The following is a 19,791-nucleotide window of genomic DNA, read 5'->3' as shown; positions in this document are numbered from 1 at the left end:
TATTGAGCGTAGTTTGCGCTCTAAATTTGAGCGGCGATTTTTTGACGACACCTTTAAATCCAGATTTGTTATTGCAGTGCTTACCCCTAGACATCTGAGCTTGTTGTTTGGTTACAGCTCGAAGATTTGAGCGACGATTATCCCCTTTAATTCCATTGAGGTGTAGGATCGTCAGTTTAGTATCAAGCCCCATTCTTTGGGCTATAACATTATGAAAAAAAATAGTTTGTTGTTTTCCAAACTTATCCCTAGCGCTGTTTCGTCGCATAAAACCATCATGATCAATCCTCCACCTAAAATTTTCAATTAAGTCCTGATCCTCTTCGCTATAAAAAGCTATTCTTACAATACCTTTTTTGTTTTTATAAATAAACTCTGGCATAATCAAACAATTTCGATTACTTGGGAAGTTAGAGATTTATTAGAAATCAACACAACTGGATTATCCAGGGTCAACGCAAGAAAATTTATACTTAGATAATGATTCATGACTAAATATGTATTCGGTATTGAGCCGAGATGCGAAAGGATGGATCTCAAAACTCTTGATATTGCTGGTGTTGAGCCACCAGTTTCAGAAATACTGTTCTAAATTTTCTTACTTTGCTATCCTTTCGTTTCTGAACTAAAACTTGTTCATGGGTTACTGTAGTCTACGCCGCATTCAACACTTTACGAAACACAATCTTATCAGCCCCTGCCGTGTAGAAGTCCCGAATGCGAGCCTCCTCCTCGTAGCCGCACTTCGCGTAGAACTTCCTTGTGCGCTCGAAGCTCGCCAATGTTTCCACCAGTAGCATTCGTCCACCACGCGCCTTCAAAGTTTCTTCAACGTAGTGCAGCAGTTTGCCACCGCGTCCTTGTCCCTGGTGGTCGGGGCGAATGGCTATCAATTGTAGATTCCACGTCTGCTCGGTCATTCGTTCCGGCTCACAGTAGGCGACCCCCACCGGGCCGTCTTTGTCATCAAAGTCGGTGATCCAGAAGGGATCGCTGTCGGTGTTACCGCCGAAGTAGTCAGCCAGCATTTTGCGGAGAGCCTCGATCTCGTGCGGTTGGAAACCGATTGTGTTGGCTACTTCAATCAGTGCCACTGCATCTTCGGGTTTTGTAGGTCGGATCATGGAGAAATTAGATATATGCTTGAAGCATATAATAACCACCGAATTTACTTGAGGTCAATATGCTTCACGCATATAATTTAGGGATGGAAAACACTAACCTTGCGAATGTACTGGGGGCTTTGTCCCTTGCCTTGACAGATTCCGTTGCCCAGTCTGTGGAGCGAATGATCGATGATGCAGGGCCGGCAGCCGAAGCTATGTGCTTGGTAAGACATGCACCAGGGATACCGATTGAACAATTGCGCCGCGCCCTTGGGATGTCGCATCCTGGTGCAGTGCGACTTGTAGAGCGACTGGAGAAACAAGGTTTAATTCTCCGTGAACGTTGCTCTGTGGATCGCAGGGCTGTGGAGTTGAAATTGACAAAAGAAGGGGAAGCTCTGGTGAGCAAGCTCCATCAAGCGCGGCTTAAGGCACTTGAGGAAGCCATCGCTTCTCTATCTTCAAAAGACCGCCAAAATTTATGCCGCATCACTAACCAAATCTTGTTTTCCCTGACTAAAACAAAGGACAGTGCCTTAACTATCTGCCGTTTATGTGACGAAACAAACTGTTTGAATTGTCCAGTGGGTAAACGTTACAGCGAATTGGCTTAAGGCGGATAAATATAGAATTTTGTATTTTACTTAATTAAGTAACTAAGTTAAGTAATTGAGTAACGTAAGATGCCAGTTATCTCGTAATGTTAACCCTTAGAGGGTGTTCTGTTGCACTTGTTGTAAAAGCTGGTCTACTAGTTGAAGTTCCTCCGTTCTACCCTGTTGTTTGAATAAATTTCTGGCTTTTTCTAAAGAAGCAGTCGCTTCTATTGGTTTACCCTGATGCCAAAGTGCTTCTCCCAAATTTTTCAACGCATCGGCATAAGTGGGATTAATAATCAGTGCTTTTTGGTACTCTTCAGTTGCCTCTTTCCACCGGAATTGCCTAGCGCGAGTAACTCCTATACCATTATGAGCAACAGCATAGTCAGGATCGAGCCGAATAGCTTGCTGGTATTGACTAACAGCTTCTTCAGCTTTTCCTTGACGCATCAATGCATTGCCAAGCTGATAATATAACAATGGATATTTTGGGTAGCTCTTAATCAACTGGCGGAATTTTTCCTCTGCAACTGAAAATCTTCTGCTATTGTAGTCAGAAGTCGCTTGTCCAATTAACCTCTGTAGCTCCGATTTCTGTTCCGGTGGTTTTGGTATCTGCTCGTTTAATGGTGGCCTTATACAGTTTGAAGACCTATCTAAACACCTCTGATACTCTCGTTCTTCTAAAGATGGAAAAGGAGGTGGAAAAGGAGAGATAGTTTGAGCATTTACTAGTGCTGAGATACTACTTCCAATTAAGATAGCTAGAGGAATGCAGCTAAAAGAGTGAACCAGTACTGACTTGAGTTTACACTTCAGCGTCATCGCTTTTATTGCCTAAGTAATGTCATATTTTTTACTATAGCTTGGCATTGAGCCGAGATATCTGCAAATGCGATTCGTTCTGGAGAAACCCAATATTTGGGTGGATTCCAGTCTAGCTGAACCATGCAACATAACTTTTCACTGTCGAAAAAGGAGAAAGAAAAAATATTTCACACAGAACTAGTCAAATTTGGTGTGAAGTACGACAGAGCGGCAAAAGCAGCCTATATTTTAGCCTCTGGAAAATCGGATGAGCTTTTGACAGAACAAGAGAAGAGATTTGTTATAGAAGTTTGCGAAGAGTGGTCAAAAAATCACAAGCGCTATAAAGAGTTACAGCAGATTGCAGGTTCATAACGTACAGTCAAACGCTGTTTATGATCTGGCACATACTCTTCACTTATGCGTTCGCCTAATAATTTGACAGATCGTCCGTTTCAATTGTGATTATTTGGCATACTACTGTGAACCAGATGACTCCTGACTTCGGCTTCTGTTGTACTGCCGCTGCTGTTCCTCTCTCAAGCATGGGTTGTAGGACAAGAAGTCGATTCGGCAGTAGTCCTCATTAGATGGCCATTCGAGTGGCGACTTCCCTATTATCCTATCAAAATAGGTTTTTTGGTCTTCTCCTGCTCGTCGTCGGGTGTTTTGCGTCGGCACGGGTGTAGGCCATACTTGGTGTCTGTCTGTTGGCAACTGCTGCTCCCTTTGTTTCGACTCTGCCTTTGCAGTAGTTGCAAAGATGCAAGAGGCAGTTAATAAGGAAACTGTAGCTAACAAAAAACGATTAAACATAATATTTAAGTCACCCTGCTCATGTCCATGAGAAAATAATTATGATATACCAGCTTCGCTAGCGATCACAAATTTCTGAACCTGATGCAAGCCGCGACCGAGCAAGATAGTTGCGAGACAATGGGCCCAAAAGTATTGATCTTGCGCGGCTTCTGACAACAAAAGTAAGAAATTAAGTCTTAGAGTTTCTTACTTTGAGGTTTTTTAGAGTATTTTCCCATCTGCTACGAGTAGGCTTACGCCTTCTTAACTGCACGGAGCGTGCAATCACGTCAAATATCGCCACTGTTTCAAATAACCATATATGTTCTACGAAGTCGGCGAGGTAACGACAGTCGTAATTTGGCGAGAATCTTTTACAGTTGATCAACGTACAATAGTCAACAACTTTAAGTGTACATACACGAGATCGCGTTACACCTTTGAGCCATTACGTGTAATTGCTGCCTATATATATTGATCTGGCGCGATCCCTTTTTTGGCATTGAGCTAAAAATTGGGTAATTTCCATTTAGATGTTAGAGAGTAGAGCATATACTCTGTGGTTGCTCTCGGCACGCCCCCCTGAAAATCAAATCTATTAATGTTCAAATCCCAAAATTTTGGGGAATACTTAGTTTACGTTTTTACGTGCCATAAATATACACTTTACAACCCTGAATAAATTGCAATCTCGATAGAGTTGGCATTTCTCCAGGGTTTTTTATATGCAATAGGTTTATTAGCGCAAAGTCTGTACTGTACTCTGAAGAAACAAGCCACCCTGATGTAAGAAAAACTCTTAAGCAACGGGGGTTAAAAGTAAAGGCTGTCATTCATTTGTAGTAAAGGTTTGGGATTGCCATTACCGCATAACTTCCTTGTGCGGTCGTGCCTTGATTGCGCGTTCGCGCAAGTTGGCTTGATATGAAATCTGCACGGGAAGCTATTTATTATGGTTAAGCAATCAGCAAAAATTTCAAGTCTCTTCAAGCTTAACGTGCCTAGTTGCTTGCAGATAACTTTGCCGTTACAAACCATCAAGCAGAGGCGCAATAAGTTCTTGGGTTTGTTTGCTACTCACTACCGGAATAATTTCAAAAGTCGCTCCTGAGCCGCGCCACTTCAAAATCCATTCCTGAAGTAAGCGTAAGTCATCGCACTCCATCACCTGAAAACATCTACTAAAATTCGGTTCTACCCAGCTATCGATATATTTAAGACCTTCAGGAAACATTCTGCCTTCATCCCGAATACGTTGATAAATTGGCAGCATATCATTGTCTTTAAATCGCTCAATGATCATAAATAGCATTTGATGGTCTTCCAATCATCAGCAACGTACTTCATCATAACTGGGGTGAAAAAAGCTCACAAGTTTAGGGAGCAGTCGCTTTGCCTATTAAGTAGGGGGCATAAATGCTACTTTTATCTGAGTAGTAATCATTGCGTTCATCAATCATGAGCGCAACAATGCCCGAAACCCAGCTTGAACAAAATGTAGATCAGCAGTAACTGCATCTGTCAAACCTTGTTCCCACATCACGACAAAAGAAATGCAGTCTGTTAAACCCCAAGTTTTATCAGGACGCTCGTTATAAAGCTGTAACGCACGGTTAAACAATGGTGTATCAACAGTTACCACCTGTAAATTAGCAGTGTTATAACACTGCTGGATAAATTGCGCTCCCCCTGGGCGATTGACAGCACCCAAAGCATTACCAACTTCTACCAATATCGCTTCTGTTACCCAAACAGCCATTGCCGCTCGTACTCTTGGCAGAAATGCTTTAGCCTGATAATGATACTGGTCGCGTTTATTCAACAAAGCCTGGATAAATACTGTATCCAAAAACAAGCGCTCATTACTCATGGATTGCCTAAATTGCTCTTAGGAGTACCGTACAAATAATGATCGTGTTCACTAGACCAGTCCTCAGATGCCTCAACAGTTCCTACCATTGCCTCCAGCACATCCCAAGCATCACCATCGGGTGATGGGGATTTCAATTCTTGAATTGTAATCACATAACGCGTGTTCGGTGTCAAATCCAAGGGCGCATCTGGGTGCAAAACATTTCCATCAAATACAACCGTTACCATCTTGTTCATAAAAACCTTTGGAATGTTCCTCAGAGCTTATGCTGAAATATTTTCTAGATTCTTTATTCTAGTTTCTAGATTCAATAGTGCTGACTGCAAATTCTCCTCTGAATCAATCTCTTCCCAGTTTACGGGCATTGCCTTGAACAATTCCAAAGCAGCTTGCACCCAAACTTCCTTCGGTACTTTAGCACCATGCTTGCGCTTGCCTTTCTTGAGTAGATCGTTGAGCCAGTCGTTCAGTTCGATAGGCAGGCGCAGATTCACTGCCTCTCTATCACCTTTAATCAAGAATCTAGATTCTTGATTATTGATTATTTCTTCACTAGCCTGAGTTTCTACCTCAGTTTTGTTGAAAACCCCTTTTGTCAAAGGATTAGCACCGAGAACTGAACGCGACTTATTTTTATTTACTGCCATTTATAAACCTCATTAACTAATTCCCGGTAAGAAGAAGCACCTACACCGTTTGGGTCGTATTCAAAGATAGATTGCCCGTGAGAAGGTGCTTCTCGGATTTTTACCGTCTCAGGAATCACCGTTTTAAACATCTTTGAGCCAAAATGCTCAGTTAACGCATCTAAAACTTCTTTACTAAGATTGTTCCTGCGGTCATACCGAGTTGCCAGCACACCTGCTATCGCAATGGGATGATCTAGCTGATCTCTAACCAAAGTTAGGGCGTGTTCAATTCCTTGAACGCCCAACAAGCCCAAATAGCTCATGTCTACTGGGATGATTACCCCATCGCTGGCCATCAGTGCGTTGATGGCAAACACACCCACGTTAGGCGGACAATCTATCAGCACAAAATTATATTTATCTAATATTGGAGCGATCGCTTTTTTGAGTAGGAGTTCTCTGCCTGGACGACCAGATATTGGAATTTCTTCTTCTGCCAGCAAGATGTTAGATGGTATTACATCTACACCACTAGCAGTTGTCACCAGTACCTGTGCTAGCGGAACCTTGTGCTGCAACACATCTTTTAGCTGAAATTCTAGCTGCCAGATGGGAATCCCTAGTGCAGCACTAGCGTTTCCTTGTGGGTCGATATCAATAACTAATACCCGCTGCTTTTTAAACTTGACCAGACCCACAGCTAAGTTGTAAGCGGTGGTCGATTTCGCCACCCCTCCTTTCATGTTGAAGACAGCCAGTTTTTGGGTCACGTCTACATTTGACTCAGTTTGCTTATGTGGCAAATATTATACATGATAGATTCTAGATTATTGATTATTTATTCTTTAATCTAGATTATCTGACTGATACAGCCATAACACGTGAGCTAGGAACACACACGATAAAGCGGGGAGCGATTGATTTGACACGTAGATCAGGAAATAGAAATTAGTTGATCTAAAGCTACAAGCTCTACAATAGGCGCTTTTCGTGTGATGTCGTGAAACTTTCATTACCCGACAAAAGCGCGGTCACATGAGTTGATAATTCCTCAAAGTGACACAAAAGGAGTAATTCATTCCACAAAAAATATGCAATGCCATTTTTTAAATAGGGATAACTCTCCAAAGCACAGGTCTGTCTTTTGAGAATTTAGCAAAACCAAATACAACAGGTTCAAATTTATAATTTTGCTGTTTTGCTAATTCCTTAAGCCAGTCCTTACTAGGATTATATCGGTATAAAAAAACATCACTAAACCGTTTTAATTCTTCTGCTGCTGGCATCGGAACTCTAAATGTGCCAGAAGGTTGAATCGGACAGGTAGCGCAACGAGTTTGAATAAGAATTTGTACAGTTGGGTTAAGTGAATGGCTTAAAGATAAAAGATGACCTACTGTTGCATCGCTAATCAAAAGAGGATGAGTTGTCTGATTAATAATTTTGGCAACAGCTATATTTTCTCCATTATGATCTTTGTTATACCAAACTGTTGCTTGAGCGTTAACAGCACAAGACAAAATACTTCCCGAAACTAGGATAACTAAGACTAATCGCCAAACTTTATTATGCCAAGATTTTAACGCAGGACTAGCTAAATTTCTCGCTAACAAGTAAGTAATAGCTAGTTGGACTCCCAATAAGCCAGGAATCATATATCGTGCTTTTGTGGAGCGCATCCCTCCTGAAATCCAATCGGGCATCATTAAAGGCAATGTGCTAACAGCAGTCAGAAGGATAATCAGTAACCAAACTGACATGGGCGTTTGACGACAGAGGCGATAAAAAGCATATACGGTTAAAACTAGCAACACTCGATGCACATAAAAATCCCAGGGTTCTTGATTCACATCAAAAAAGAGCCGACCAAGGTGCTGAATCCATATATCACTGAGTTCTGAGTTTTTAAGGCTGTAAAGGTATGTCCAATCAAGACCTTCGTTAGCTTGAGACTTATTAATAATTAGAATCCAAACCTCAGGAAGAAAAGCGATAACGCCTAGCACAGATGCTACAAAGTAACCTTTGAGAGTTTTTTGATGACGAAACCCATAGATAAGCATGACATAAAGACCATGAGCAACCATCACCAGTCCAGCCATGAGAAAGGTATAAAGGTTGATTACCAGAGTAAGTAGATAAATACCCCAGCTAATCCTAGTATTTAGTCGTATTGCCCGCAGTAAAGATGCTGTTGAAAGTAAAGTAGTTACAAACCATAGGCTGTATTGTCTCGACTCCTGTGCATAAAGCACGTGAAATGGCGAGATGGCAATTAGTCCTATCATTAAATATGTAGGCAGCCTTGAAGCGAAAACCCCTGTTTCAACAAATATCTCTTGACACAGCCAATAAGCACTGGGGAATGCTAGCAGGCTAAGTAAGGCAGGTAACAACCTAGCTAATGCTGGTGAACTACCGATGCTATGGAACCAAAAATTTCCCAAACCGTAGTATAGCGGTGGATGCTGCGGATCTTCCTTGGCTACGCTTTCGACTGTATCAATAACGCTTCTTGTTCCATCAGGATGTTGATATCGCTGGAGTTCAGTTACACTAACTACTGACTTTTTGGAAAAGTCCTGAACAACTTCTTGTTCAGTGTAACCAGAAGCCCTCAGAGATGTTATGGCTTCATCATACCAATACACTTTGTGGTCAAGATGCGTAAAACGGAAAAATATGCCTAATAAAAGCACAATAAGGAGGAAAAAACGCAAAACAGGCTCCTAATTATATTATTTCATAGGCTTTCTATAAGGAACTTAATATATAAGCGGATTTATGTCTATCAAAATTTTCAAATTGGCAATATTTAAATTTTTAAGTCTTATACCTAAATCAATTCTGATATTGAGTCGCTCATCTGCTTTTGCAAACGCTGGCGGTTATCATCATATTTTAAGACCGTCTGCACTTGGGCGTGTCTGCTGAAACGCACAGTTGCGCGGTAGTTGCCATTGTTCAGATCCAATACTGTAGTAATCGGGGTAAAAGTAGCCAAAACAGATTTTGCCGCCACGTAAAGCTTGAAAGACTTGCCATGAATGAGTTACAGAAATAAAATCGCTATTTTTATCAAAAAACGGAGAAAAAGCTTGTTTTGACTGTACCAGTAAAAGTCTAAGTTATTTTGCACAGGATTTTGTCACGTAGCCACAAGGGTTTCAGGTTGTAAAAATTAGAGAGGTTCAATTGGTACGAATAAAAGTAGTGGATCTGATCTGCAAAATCCTAATTTTTAGATTAAAGTCAATTTTTTTTTCTGAAACATAGTCTGAGTATGATTTTCAGGTGACGCATGGCGGCAAAATGCGTTTTGGCTACTTTTACCCCTAGATAAACCTCACCTAAAGGTTTGACAATGGCAATATCAGGGGCAGCAGTCATAAACCTTCACCTTCTGCACTGAGATAACAACAGCGATGGTCTATGGTGGGGCATAGTCCATCGCTATTGCATTGTGGCTGACCTTTCTTGTAGGAAATAGTTAGTTTAATTTTTGACGCACAATAGCCCCGTGAGGGTCACTCAAGTTTTTCGTGCTATCTCCACTAATAATCATCGTGGGCAAAACATTTGTTAATTCACCGCTTTTGTTATTAGGAGATAGCTTAATAACTCCCAATCCAGGACAACTCCCTGCTGCTGCATGTGCTATGGTCAGAGGATTTGGCCCCCGTAAGGCAACATAAATCTTGTCACCATTATTACCTAAAGATAGATCAGCTAAATCCGGGGTTGGATCATTACTTTGCTCTGCTCCCAGAGTTGTCCCACAAGCTCCAGTCGTTGTCAGACTGTACGTACCTTCGTGACGCAAGTGAAGATTTTCCCACGGGGGATTCATCTGAAATACTTCTGCATTATTTCGTACCCGATCAAACTGGTGCAGGTATTTGTCCTCTCCAGAACTTAAATTTTTGACGATGACCATCCCATGTGCATCTCGATTGTTTCCTAGTATGATTTTTCCATTGTCTGGGTCTGCCCAGACAGCAACTGGTAATGGTTGATTGGGTTGATTATAGTTCGGTGCTAGAGGATAGTCTTGTGTAAACCGATAGAGTGTAAATTCAGAAACATTGGGGGCAGAGGTTCCAGTGTTGAGCATCATAAATCCATTAGCCGACTGTCCTCCACAACCCGCAGCATGAACTACGTTTAGATCGTATTCAGCTACTATCTTCATGGGTGCGGTAGTGATGTCAACCACGAACATACCACCGCCGCCTAAAGTTACGTAAGCGTGCTGACTGTTGTCGGAAATAATCGGGCAAATTACTGTATTAGTCGGGCGAACTCCTGCGGCTTGTTTAGGATTGCCGTTGGGGGTAGAAGAGGATTGTCCGTCTGCGACCTGTCCGGTTACGGTACAACTAATGTTATCCCCAAGATTAACATCTACCGCAATAGGTTGATTTAATACTCGTCCCGTCCCACCAACCATGTCAATACTGCCATCCGCGTTATAGTTAAATCCTGTTACTTGTCCTGCGGTATTTTTTTGAATATCCACTCGCTCAAGCATTCGCCCACTTTGGTTAGCGATGAGGATTTTTGTGCCGTCTGGAGATATCGTAGACATATGATTTTGTCTACCTGTACTAGTTGCAGTAGAGCGGAATAAGCACACAGGCTGTTTTGTCTCACCGTCTACTATCCCTAAATGCCCTGAAGCAACAAAGTTTAATGTCATGTATTTATAATCTGAGGTGGGAATAATTCCATGAATTCTGTTGACATCAGATCCTGTTGTTAAGAGTGCATTTGGAAATAAGTCAGTTACTACATCTAATACCAATGGATTGTTTATGGGTGGGTTCTGTTCCAAGTCTGCACTATCATAAATCCTGACTTTGCCGCCATACAGTCCATTCGGCGAACTGGCCGTAATTCCTTGAGTATTTCCTTGATCTGAAAGCCACACTTCATACCCCGAATTGCGTGCATAAGTCTGTTCCGAAAACAGTATTAGACATAGTGCTACGCTCAAACTCATTAGGCATAAAATAATTTTTTTCATATTGATTTTTGGATTCACGTTTTTATTTCTAAATAACTTCACTGTTTCAGTTTCAGTATTCTTTGTAAAGTAATACCAATCAAATTTAATAGTTTTCACGGTAAAAGCTGTGAAAGGACAGCGATCGCACCCCAGCAAAAAACCCAATCACAACAACTGGGCTTTTGTGGGGCTATATTCCCCTGGTTATTTATAGAAGTTATTTATAATTCAGCACTCTGATAGTTACTACCACCTGGGCGCAGTCCATTTCTGAAAAGCTATCAATTTTGATATCAAAGCCGGAAATTACAGACTTCGTATCACCAATTGACACCCTATCACTTCCGCAAAACGGATTTAGGTATTCATCTAATCAAAGCATCCATACTCAAAGTGAGTGACGTATGATGGTCGTTATTGGAAAGCTACATTATCAATAACGACGCAGTGAGCATTTATGCCTAATCAGCCAGGTTGGGGAAGCAGAGGGGCAGGGGAGCAGGGGAGCAGGGGGGAAAGAGATAGCAAATGGAAAAAAATGCAATTACAAATCATCGAGACTTGAAAGTCTATCAGATGGCTTTTGATGCAGCTATGAAGATATTTGAGGTATCTAAAAAGTTTCCAGTCGAGGAACGTTATTCACTCACAGACCAAATTCGTCGTTGCTCTCGTTCTGTATGTGCGAATTTAGCAGAAGCATGGAGGAAACGTAGATACGTAGCAGCATTTGTGGCTAAATTAAATGATTGTGTTCGCGGAGCGTGTCGTAGACAAGCGGAAGCTGCTGAAACCCAGACGTGGATTGAATTTGCCGTCAAGTGTAACTATTTGGATATTGATACAGGTAGAGAGATTTACGGTACTTATAATAAGGTTCTAGGTAGTTTAGTAAGCATGATTAATAATCCTACCCCTTGGCTGATAAAGAAAACAGTCGGACATCCGGGCAGAAAAACAGACTCTTAGTGTCTTTCATCTCCCCTGCTCCCCTGCCCCCCTGCCCCCCTGCTTATTCTTATTGAACGCGAGTCAGCACTTATGTCAAATCCAAATTCAGGAGAAATTGTCTTTGCTTCATTAGAGGCGTGTTTAGATGCCCCGATCGCCAGATATTTTGACGCACAGCTTCAGGGCGACCCAGATGTGTTGGCGCAGCTGTTGGCAGACAAGCGCAACCCCAATACTCGACGTGCTTATGAGAAGGATTTGAGAGATTTCTTTCTGAAGATGACTTTATTACCGCCAAGTGGTGATAGTGTGCTGGAGTTTTTGCACTTGCAGCGAGAACAAGCGGTGATGGTGGTGTTGAAATACAAGGCGATGTTGATTAAATCTGGGCTGCGGGAGGCAACCATCAATCGGCGGCTGGCGGCGATTAAGTCGCTGGCGAAGATGGGGCGGAAGTTGGGAGTGTGCAACTATTCCCTAGAAGATGTTTCAGGGGAGAAGGTTAAGGCGTACCGGGATACGCGGGGTGTTGATAGCAAAGCGATATCTATTGTAATTCAGCAGTTTGATAGGCAGACTTTGATTGGTAAGCGCAACTATGCAATCTTTCTGGTGCTGTGGGGTTTAGCGTTGCGTCGCCAAGAGATATGTCATCTTAATGTGGGAGACTTTGATTTTTATGGGCGTAAGTTGAGAGTTTTGGGGAAGGGTAAGGGAACGAATGAAGAATATTTGGATATGTCAAAAGATGTGGCGGCGGCTCTTGCAGATTGGTTAATTGCCAGGGGGGATTTGAATGGCAATTTACCGATATTTACAGCGTTAGATTTTCATAATTCAGGGCATAGATTGACTACGGATGCCATCTATAAAATAGTGGCTACTGCTTTTAAGAAGGCGGGGGTGAAGAAACCAATGTCACCCCACAGGGTCAGGCATTCGGCGATTACGGCAGCGCTCGATGCCACTGATGGGAATATCAGAAAGGTGCAGAAATTGAGCCGTCATGCTGACCCGCGAACGCTGATGATTTATGACGATAACCGGAATAAAGACCTGTGGGAGATGTCGGAATTGTTGACGGGAATGTTGAAGGATTCGGGCAAATAAAAAAAATTATCAATTTTTATTAATAACTTAATTTCTGACAGCATATAAATTAAATATCTTGAGTGTCGGCGGAATTAAATTATTATGTTCAACTATAATCTGAAAATTTTGACTTTCTAGAAGGGTTTTAATTTGAGATATTCTGTCTTCTACGTCATGAACCTCAAGCACTATTTGTTTAATTTTAGTCCAATCATCTTGATTGATGCCTCGCAAAACCTCATATTCTTCACCTTCCACATCAATTTTTAATAAATCTATAGATTCAATGGCTAATGAATTGATTACAGAAGATAATGTTTTGATTTCACCTTTAACTTCTTGGCTTTGAAAAAGGTATTCTACCATATCTTGATTCAAAGCCTGATCCATTACTTCTCTTTGAGCTAATTTCTCCAAAGGTCTAGTTGTCGAATTACCAGCCATGTTGGGATAGAAAGTAAACACTGTTTCTGAAATATTTTCTGAACCCAATCCATAATTTTGTAGAGATATATTGTCCAGAGAATGCAAATTGACATTTGCCTGTAAAACTTCAAATATGGGTTGAACTGGTTCAAAGGCTAATATCTTTAATGATTTATGCAATTGGCTCAAAAATATAGAAAATAATCCTATATTAGCACCAACATCAACAATACAGTCACCATCATTAATAGTAATGCCATGCTGTAAATATTGCTGTTCAATAAATATTTCTTGATATATATATTCTGTTTCCTCCTTGCCAAGACAGTAAATTTCTAAATTATTTGGTAAATTCAATTTCTGCATAATTTCTTGAAGCTATTTGGTGAAGATTTAATTTATCCTTTTTGACAAAGGATTCCTGGTTCATCATCTATAAATAGGTATCAGGCATTTACTGAGAAAGAACAGGTTTACCCGTAGATAAAACTTGCTCAACAATATCAGCAGCTCGGCTAACTCCCCCTGCTGTCTTAATTGCGTTCTGCAATCTAAGAGCATTCTTTTGATAGTTTTCTTCTGTCAACACCTTTTGAATGGCTGTTCTTAGCTTAGAAACGGTTACTTTCTTAATGGGTAAAGCCTCACCACATCCTGACCAAACTATGCGGGAAGCTACTCCTGGTTGGTCATTAGTAATAGGAATCGCCACCATTGGCACACCATTTGTTAAACTTTCCAATGTGGTATTCAACCCTGCATGAGTGATGGTGAGATTTGCTTTTTGCAACAACTCCAATTGTGGGGCATATTTAACAACTAAAGGTTGACCGGGTAGCCCTTGTAGAGCCTCTGGACTTGTAGAACCACCCAAAGAAATTACTAATTGAGCATCCAAATCTTGACAAGCTTCAGCAATAGATTGAAAAATTCCCAGCAGCCGATTTTGTATAGTTCCCATTGAGGCGTAAATTAAGGTTTTTCCTGTCAATTTTTCAAAAGGAAAATCAGGAACCTCCCGACCGATGGAACTATGAAAAGGGCCTGTGAAGTGGAAATATGGAGGTAAGTTCTCTCTGGGAAACTCTAGTTGGGCTGGTTGTTGACTGATTTGTGCTAACTGAGAATACCGGTCATTGGGGGTAAGGTAGGGAGGTAAATTTTGCTGTTGACGATATTCATTAATAATTTCATTGATGGGTTTAGCGACACGATCTAAGGCTTTATAGCCTAATTTATTACGCAATCTTGCCCACCACGCTGGGTTATAACCCCAGTTAGTTATGTAGGGTGGAATACTAAGCTCTCGATTAATGACTACAGCACTACAAATAGTAATAAAGGGAAGCCCTAGAACCTCTGCAATAGTTCCTCCTTCAAGGTTGAGTTGGTCTATTAACAGTGCTTCTACTCCTGCATTTTTGATCACCGATGGTGCATCTCTCAGCCTCACCGTTGCCCCATCTTTGAGTAACTCAACAGTGTATTGCAATGCTTCCCGCCCACTGAGTTGACCTAATTTAGCCAAGGTTTGTGCATTGATACCAGGGGGAAATTCAGTTTCACCAATGGCGCAATATTCTAGTCCTGCTGCTACTGTACTGGCTTCGGCATCACGAAAACCAAATAAAGTAACACGATGACCACGCTGTTGTAGTTCTTTCCCTAAAGGGAGCATCGTGTTGAGATGACCTGTTGAAGCCGGGCAAATTAAGCCATAATGAGTCATTTTATTTATTGGTAATTAGAAGTTGATGTAATATATACCAGAAAACTGCCATATATTCATATAAACGTGTGCAAAAGGCATTCAGCGATTACGACGGCGCTTGATGCGACTGATGGGAATATCAGAAAGGTGCAGAAGTTAAGCCGTCATGCTGACCCGCGAACGCTGATGATTTATGATGACAACCGGAATAAAGACCTGTGGGAGATGTCGGAATTGTTGACTCTTATGTTGAAGGATTCCAAGTGAGAAAAATTAATTAGCTGAAGCCAAAATATTTCTCGGAGTGCTTTAAATCCTTGGACAGGAAATCAATCATGATTATTGATACATGAATTTTAGTAGTTTTAAGTATCAAGTGACGAAAAGGGAATTTTGACTAATCAGTGTCGATCGCGTTCCAAGTCGTAGATGACCTTCTCTAGGTACCAATTATCTGATTGACCTGGCTTGCGTCGCCTCTGTTGCAATAAAAGGCGTTTTGCTGTGGCTACATCACCTTTAAGCAATGTGAGTAAATCACTTTGCAATGCTCTGTTCCTTGGGTCGCTACGGTATGATTGAGAAACTTTGCCAGATGGTTGGCGTGGGCGTTCTGCGTCAGGTTTGCGCCACTCAATGTATATCAGTTGTAGTATGTGGATGACTGCCAGTAGCACCAATAAACAGAAAAACGCTACTTGAATAATGATTAGAATTTCCATAATGAATTGAGTTGATAGAGCAACTCATTCCACCATCTACGGGTTCCATTGATGCAAGCATCAGGGGATACCCGTATTTTCGCAATGTGGGAGCAGTGATGGTATTTAATTTCTCAACAATCGGCTGATAAAACTGCCCCCAGACATTGAAATTTTCACGACCAACACTGAGCATGGCTTCTTTGGCTCTTTTAATCGTCGCCATTTGGTAAAACTCTTCGACCACCTCATTGGTAATCAGTTTTGGGTCGTAGACAGCCTGCTTGCACAACATTGCCAGACCAGACCGACTTGGAGAACCTAATAACTCACCTAAAAGTGGAATCGTTGGCAGTCGCAATAGCCAGCTTACTTCTTTTCCTAAGCCTGCACTGCCAACGATTACCAGCTTATCGACCCTGTTTGGAAATTTGAGCGCGAAAGTTAACGCCACTCCTCCTCCGGCGGAGGCTCCAATCAAGTTGGCATGAGGGATATTCAAAGCCTCCATCAAAGAGTGTGTAAACTTCGCCATGAAGTCAAAGGTATATTTGGCATCAGGCTTATCTGTTCGACCTGCACCAACCATATCGAAAGCATAAACACGGTGATGCTTGGCTAGCTCAAAAATATTGTACTTCCACAACTCAATAAGCTAATCGTCATTCATTTTTCCAGACTGACTCGCTCGTGGTAAGGGCTTCAGCCCTGGGTTTATGCAACTTAAATGCTCATTAGCTTATAACCGCCACCACCATGCAGCAAAACTATCTCGCTTCCTTCTTCACCAAGTTGCCAATATCGGGTATTAACAGAACCGACTTTGATGTACTGATCTTGAAGATGCTGGGTGAAACTCATGCTAAATACGTTCAACTTTTGTTGACAAGGCCTATTCTAAATCTGACAAGCACACCAACAACTGGGATAAGGATTGCAGTCGCAGTGTATACATCGTCCCCTTAATTTTTTGGCTAAACAGTCGCTTCAATTCCTCCTAACTGAACCGTTGACCTTTTACCTTAAAGTTGGGCTGTATCTCAATAATGACTGCCGATGTTCTGACGGTGCGCTCTTCGGTATTGCAGCAACGATTGGGCTTGTTAGGGATATAGAAATTTTGTACAAAAATAAACCCCACCAATACCCGACTTAATTCTTTCGGTCTCCTCACCAATAAATCATTCATTCACAATCAAGTTATAGTCTATATAACCAAGCATCGCCCCTCTTTTTATCGCCTCATAACGGTTTTTTACGTGCCATTTACTGTACAAATCACTAGCATAATGTTTGACTGTACTAACAGAGAGAAACATTTCTCTGGCAATCTGTTCAAAAACTAACCCCTGCGCCAGTAATCGCAGGACTTGTATTTGTCGCTCGGTGGGAGAGTCAAGCAAGTTTTTCTCAACGAAGTTAGGGTCAATATATCTGTTTTGATAAAGGGTTTCTAATAATTTTTTAGCCAGCTTAGGGTCAAGTAGACATTCATTAAAGTAAGCTCTCTTGATGGCTAGTTCAATCAATTCTATATCAGCCGTCTTGAGCATATAAGAATCAGCACCATGACGGAAAGCTGAGTTAATAAAGTCTGAATGAGTCTGATTAGTAAAAATCACCACTTTACTATTAGTTTTCCTTTTGATTGAGCGAGTCAGTTCTAAACCACTCATATCGGGCAATAATAAATCAACTAACACAACATCAGGGTTAGTCTGTTCAATTAACTGAAAACCTATCTTTCCACAATTAGCTGACCCTGTAACTTCTATATCAGGAGATTGTTCAATAGCACCTTTGATACCTAAGAGAGTAAATATTTCTGGTTCAACAATTACTATTTTCAGCATGATATTGATAATCCTCTAATAATAAATGGCTATTTATTGGCGGACTTATTATTGATGCTTCTGCCGTGGGTGTCCGTGCTGCCGTAGCAGTGCCGTAGGCTACGACCTATACAGGGTATGGATTGCCGTGATTGCTGCCGTATGCCGTGTCCACTCAGAAAAGCCCGTAAAACATCCCTTTTTATGACCACGGCATCACGGCAGGACTTTCACCAATCAGGTAGGTAGTAGCTATCATTGCCGTCAGAATTTATCTTCTCCCTCTCTACTAATTCAGCTAAACCATCAATTAACTCTGGCTCTGAATAACCAGATAGCCTGTCTGCTTTCTTCAAATCGCGTAATGTTTTTGGGGTTTTAGTCTTGACATTCTGGAAGTATTCAAAAATCTTGTTAGCCACCTCAGATAATGGTTTAGGATGTATCGGGTGAGTCGAGCTTAAATTAAATTCCAGGTCAAATACTCTATCTAGATATTCCTGCTCCGAAGCAATGGAGTTGACTTTATTAGATAAGAGAGGCATTAATGCCACAACAAAACCACCAACGGAAGCAATCATAACTGGGCGGAGGTTTTGATAAGAGACTGCTTTAATATCCAAGTATTTAGATTTAATTTGTTCTCGTTCTTGTTTACCTGGAATAATGTCACCTCTATTTAAAATCAGTTCCAGCACCCCATAAGATTCTTGTTCCCTTCCGTTCTTGATATACCTGTTACCTAACAACAATAAATTGAGACAGAGACGAGTTTGTGCGTCCATCTTTTCAATACCCAAAGCTGCCAGATTAAAAGACTGTAGAGAGGCAATAAACTTAGTATTAAACTCTCTACCAATCAGTAAAACATCAAGTAATTTACTCCCATAATTCCAATCAGAGTAAAGCTTGCTTAATGAGTCAGCAATTACTAGCCAATCATCCAGAATTAGAATCAATGGTGGTAAGGATTCGCGCTTTGATTCTGGTAGTTGCTTACGCTTTTTGTAGTCCGTGTAAAAGTTGTCAATTACCTCTTTGGCTAGGTCTGGGTTTTCCCCGTCAAAGACAATTACCCTTTCTTTCTCTCGTAAACCACAGAAACTATCATTCTTAGCACTAATTACCCAGATATCGGCATTCTTGTAATCCGCCAAGATTTTCTGAATTAAGTAATTGAGCGTTACTGATTTACCGCTTCCTGGTGCGGCGACTAAAGCAGTGGAACTATCGGCTCTGGCTAAGGCTTGCAAAGTATTTAGGGCAAGACCTTCTGATGGGTGAAGGTAATCACCTGTTGGGGTTGCTCCCGGTGCGATTGCGCCCTGTTCATCTCCAGTAACCTTGTCGTTGGGGTCAATCGTCCCCGCTAAGGTCTGACTCCCTTGCAAATAGGGCGTTTTCATAAGGCGCAACTGCTTGATGTACTCTGCTTTCTGTTGCTCGGTCATCCCCGCCGTTTGCGCCTCAAAGATAGCCTCGGATGCCTCCATTTGGGTAACTTCAATTTCCGTGTGGGCGTAAATCTCGGCTTTTTGGATATCCACAGTGCGATCATTAGCGATTAGATCCAAGTCGGCTTGTAGTTGGACTTCTGCGATCGCAACATCTCGGTAACTCTCTAGTAACTCGGAACGTGCCGCCATCTCTGCCTTCGCTGCGTCCCGTTTTTGGGCAATGTCTTCAAAAACTGCCCTCTGCTTTTCCTCATACTGACAATGGCGCAGCATCCACCCCGCAAGCGCAAACCCCAAGAATCCACCAAACGCCCACAACGGCTTATATGGGTTGGTCGCTTTCACCAGCCCATTAACCCCCATAGCTGGGTCACGCACTACTTGAGAGGGCATTCCATCACTCTTCCACTGTGACCAATAAAATGGGGTCATCCTGAAAGGTCGTCCATTCTTGTCTGAGCAGGTCAATGTTTTCTTTGGGGTTTTGATGCAGAAGTAGATCCGATCACTGCTAGTTCCCTGCCACGCCATCGCCTCAAAGACCACCTTGGCATTGTCCAAAAATGGTTCTAATCGGTCACTTAACTCTTGGGCATTATTCGCATAATCGGCAAACTGTTCGAGCTTATTTATATCCGAAAGATAGCTCAGAATATCAGACTCAAATCCTCCCCAGCCAAGCGCCTTCTGGTTGAGTCGATGGGGAGTATTATCTCCCGCACCTCTCAGTTAGAACCGGACGTGCCACTTTCACGGCATCCGGCTCCCGATATTCTTAGCTTTCGCTTTTGCCCATGTGTA

General features: G+C 41.8%; 24 protein-coding genes and 1 pseudogene. 5 read left to right on the top strand and 20 right to left on the bottom strand.

Annotated elements, in window-relative coordinates; translation table 11 throughout:
• Both H6G97_RS31205 and H6G97_RS31200 read right to left on the bottom strand, forming a co-directional pair.
• The coding region (locus H6G97_RS31205; protein ID WP_190944371.1) for an HNH endonuclease at nt 1-382 on the bottom strand (382 nt) is incomplete at its 3' end.
• Between the two features lie 271 nt (nt 383-653).
• On the bottom strand, nt 654-1,124 hold the full coding sequence (locus tag H6G97_RS31200) for a GNAT family N-acetyltransferase (RefSeq protein ID WP_190944370.1): 471 nt from the start codon (nt 1,122-1,124) through the stop codon (nt 654-656).
• Nucleotides 1,125-1,183: 59 nt separating this feature from the next.
• On the opposite strand from H6G97_RS31200, the gene H6G97_RS31195 reads away from it, so the two are divergent.
• A complete protein-coding gene (locus tag H6G97_RS31195; RefSeq protein ID WP_242053566.1) occupies nt 1,184-1,720 on the top strand; it encodes a MarR family winged helix-turn-helix transcriptional regulator in 537 nt (178 codons plus the stop codon).
• A 96-nt stretch (nt 1,721-1,816) separates the two neighbouring features.
• Here the strand turns inward: H6G97_RS31195 and H6G97_RS31190 are convergent, their stop codons facing one another.
• Nucleotides 1,817-2,530 (bottom strand): tetratricopeptide repeat protein, encoded by a 714-nt coding sequence (locus H6G97_RS31190; RefSeq protein WP_190944369.1) that lies wholly within the window; start codon nt 2,528-2,530, stop codon nt 1,817-1,819.
• A 123-nt stretch (nt 2,531-2,653) separates the two neighbouring features.
• Here H6G97_RS31190 and H6G97_RS31185 point away from each other — a divergent pair, with 123 nt between their 5' ends.
• Entirely contained in the window at nt 2,654-2,887 is a 234-nt protein-coding gene (locus H6G97_RS31185) for a hypothetical protein (protein WP_190944368.1), read from the top strand.
• Between the two features lie 102 nt (nt 2,888-2,989).
• Here H6G97_RS31185 and H6G97_RS31180 read toward each other — a convergent pair whose 3' ends face one another.
• The 10 genes from H6G97_RS31180 to H6G97_RS31135 form a co-directional block, all read right to left on the bottom strand.
• Entirely contained in the window at nt 2,990-3,328 is a 339-nt protein-coding gene (locus H6G97_RS31180; protein WP_190944367.1) for a hypothetical protein, read from the bottom strand.
• Between the two features lie 1,009 nt (nt 3,329-4,337).
• A complete protein-coding gene (locus tag H6G97_RS31175; protein ID WP_190944366.1) occupies nt 4,338-4,622 on the bottom strand; it encodes a DUF3303 domain-containing protein in 285 nt (94 codons plus the stop codon).
• Nucleotides 4,623-4,766: 144 nt separating this feature from the next.
• On the bottom strand, nt 4,767-5,180 hold the full coding sequence (locus tag H6G97_RS31170; RefSeq protein WP_190944365.1) for a type II toxin-antitoxin system VapC family toxin: 414 nt from the start codon (nt 5,178-5,180) through the stop codon (nt 4,767-4,769).
• Entirely contained in the window at nt 5,177-5,419 is a 243-nt protein-coding gene (locus H6G97_RS31165) for a hypothetical protein (RefSeq protein WP_190944364.1), read from the bottom strand. Before H6G97_RS31165 ends, H6G97_RS31170 begins: the two co-directional genes overlap by 4 nt.
• Before the next feature lie 27 nt (nt 5,420-5,446).
• On the bottom strand, nt 5,447-5,830 hold the full coding sequence (locus H6G97_RS31160) for a hypothetical protein (protein WP_190944363.1): 384 nt from the start codon (nt 5,828-5,830) through the stop codon (nt 5,447-5,449).
• Nucleotides 5,821-6,582, bottom strand: a complete 762-nt coding sequence (locus H6G97_RS31155) for a ParA family protein (RefSeq protein ID WP_114085639.1) — start codon at nt 6,580-6,582, stop codon at nt 5,821-5,823. Before H6G97_RS31155 ends, H6G97_RS31160 begins: the two co-directional genes overlap by 10 nt.
• Before the next feature lie 336 nt (nt 6,583-6,918).
• Nucleotides 6,919-8,532, bottom strand: coding sequence for a glycosyltransferase family 39 protein (locus H6G97_RS31150; RefSeq protein ID WP_190944362.1), 1,614 nt, complete (start codon nt 8,530-8,532; stop codon nt 6,919-6,921).
• Between the two features lie 116 nt (nt 8,533-8,648).
• Nucleotides 8,649-8,816 (bottom strand): site-specific integrase, encoded by a 168-nt coding sequence (locus H6G97_RS31145; RefSeq protein ID WP_242055460.1) that lies wholly within the window; start codon nt 8,814-8,816, stop codon nt 8,649-8,651.
• A gap of 248 nt (nt 8,817-9,064) precedes the next feature.
• Entirely contained in the window at nt 9,065-9,202 is a 138-nt protein-coding gene (locus tag H6G97_RS31140) for a hypothetical protein (RefSeq protein ID WP_190944361.1), read from the bottom strand.
• Nucleotides 9,203-9,302: 100 nt separating this feature from the next.
• Nucleotides 9,303-10,742: a hypothetical protein gene (locus H6G97_RS31135; RefSeq protein ID WP_190944360.1), complete on the bottom strand. Its 1,440-nt coding sequence runs from the start codon at nt 10,740-10,742 to the stop codon at nt 9,303-9,305.
• 606 nt (nt 10,743-11,348) lie between these two features.
• On the opposite strand from H6G97_RS31135, the gene H6G97_RS31130 reads away from it, so the two are divergent.
• Nucleotides 11,349-11,789 (top strand): four helix bundle protein, encoded by a 441-nt coding sequence (locus tag H6G97_RS31130; protein ID WP_179076836.1) that lies wholly within the window; start codon nt 11,349-11,351, stop codon nt 11,787-11,789.
• Nucleotides 11,790-11,861: 72 nt separating this feature from the next.
• On the top strand, nt 11,862-12,881 hold the full coding sequence (locus tag H6G97_RS31125; protein ID WP_190944359.1) for a tyrosine-type recombinase/integrase: 1,020 nt from the start codon (nt 11,862-11,864) through the stop codon (nt 12,879-12,881).
• Nucleotides 12,882-12,908: 27 nt separating this feature from the next.
• On the opposite strand, the gene H6G97_RS31120 is transcribed toward H6G97_RS31125, so the two are convergent.
• Entirely contained in the window at nt 12,909-13,655 is a 747-nt protein-coding gene (locus H6G97_RS31120) for an FkbM family methyltransferase (RefSeq protein WP_190944358.1), read from the bottom strand.
• Nucleotides 13,656-13,743: 88 nt separating this feature from the next.
• Nucleotides 13,744-15,018, bottom strand: coding sequence for a glycosyltransferase (locus tag H6G97_RS31115; protein ID WP_190944357.1), 1,275 nt, complete (start codon nt 15,016-15,018; stop codon nt 13,744-13,746).
• 75 nt (nt 15,019-15,093) lie between these two features.
• On the opposite strand from H6G97_RS31115, the pseudogene H6G97_RS55510 reads away from it, so the two are divergent.
• A pseudogene (locus H6G97_RS55510) lies at nt 15,094-15,267 on the top strand (tyrosine-type recombinase/integrase); the annotation flags it as partial.
• A gap of 134 nt (nt 15,268-15,401) precedes the next feature.
• Here the strand turns inward: H6G97_RS55510 and H6G97_RS31110 are convergent.
• From H6G97_RS31110 to H6G97_RS31095, 5 genes are all read right to left on the bottom strand, one after another.
• Nucleotides 15,402-15,548, bottom strand: a complete 147-nt coding sequence (locus H6G97_RS31110) for a hypothetical protein (protein ID WP_242055459.1) — start codon at nt 15,546-15,548, stop codon at nt 15,402-15,404.
• A gap of 85 nt (nt 15,549-15,633) precedes the next feature.
• A complete protein-coding gene (locus H6G97_RS31105; RefSeq protein WP_199349772.1) occupies nt 15,634-16,347 on the bottom strand; it encodes an alpha/beta fold hydrolase in 714 nt (237 codons plus the stop codon).
• Nucleotides 16,348-16,424: 77 nt separating this feature from the next.
• Complete coding sequence (locus H6G97_RS51455) at nt 16,425-16,562, bottom strand: hypothetical protein (RefSeq protein ID WP_199349770.1); 138 nt, start codon at nt 16,560-16,562, stop codon at nt 16,425-16,427.
• A 320-nt stretch (nt 16,563-16,882) separates the two neighbouring features.
• Nucleotides 16,883-17,554, bottom strand: a complete 672-nt coding sequence (locus H6G97_RS31100; protein ID WP_190944356.1) for a response regulator — start codon at nt 17,552-17,554, stop codon at nt 16,883-16,885.
• A 209-nt stretch (nt 17,555-17,763) separates the two neighbouring features.
• A complete protein-coding gene (locus H6G97_RS31095) occupies nt 17,764-19,551 on the bottom strand; it encodes a hypothetical protein (protein ID WP_242055458.1) in 1,788 nt (595 codons plus the stop codon).
• Between the last annotated feature and the right edge of the window lie 240 nt (nt 19,552-19,791).

Source organism: Nostoc flagelliforme FACHB-838, assembly GCF_014698065.1.
In the GTDB taxonomy this organism is placed as follows: Bacteria; Cyanobacteriota; Cyanobacteriia; order Cyanobacteriales; family Nostocaceae; genus Nostoc; species Nostoc flagelliforme_B.
This window is presented reverse-complemented; position numbering and strand designations above follow the sequence as displayed.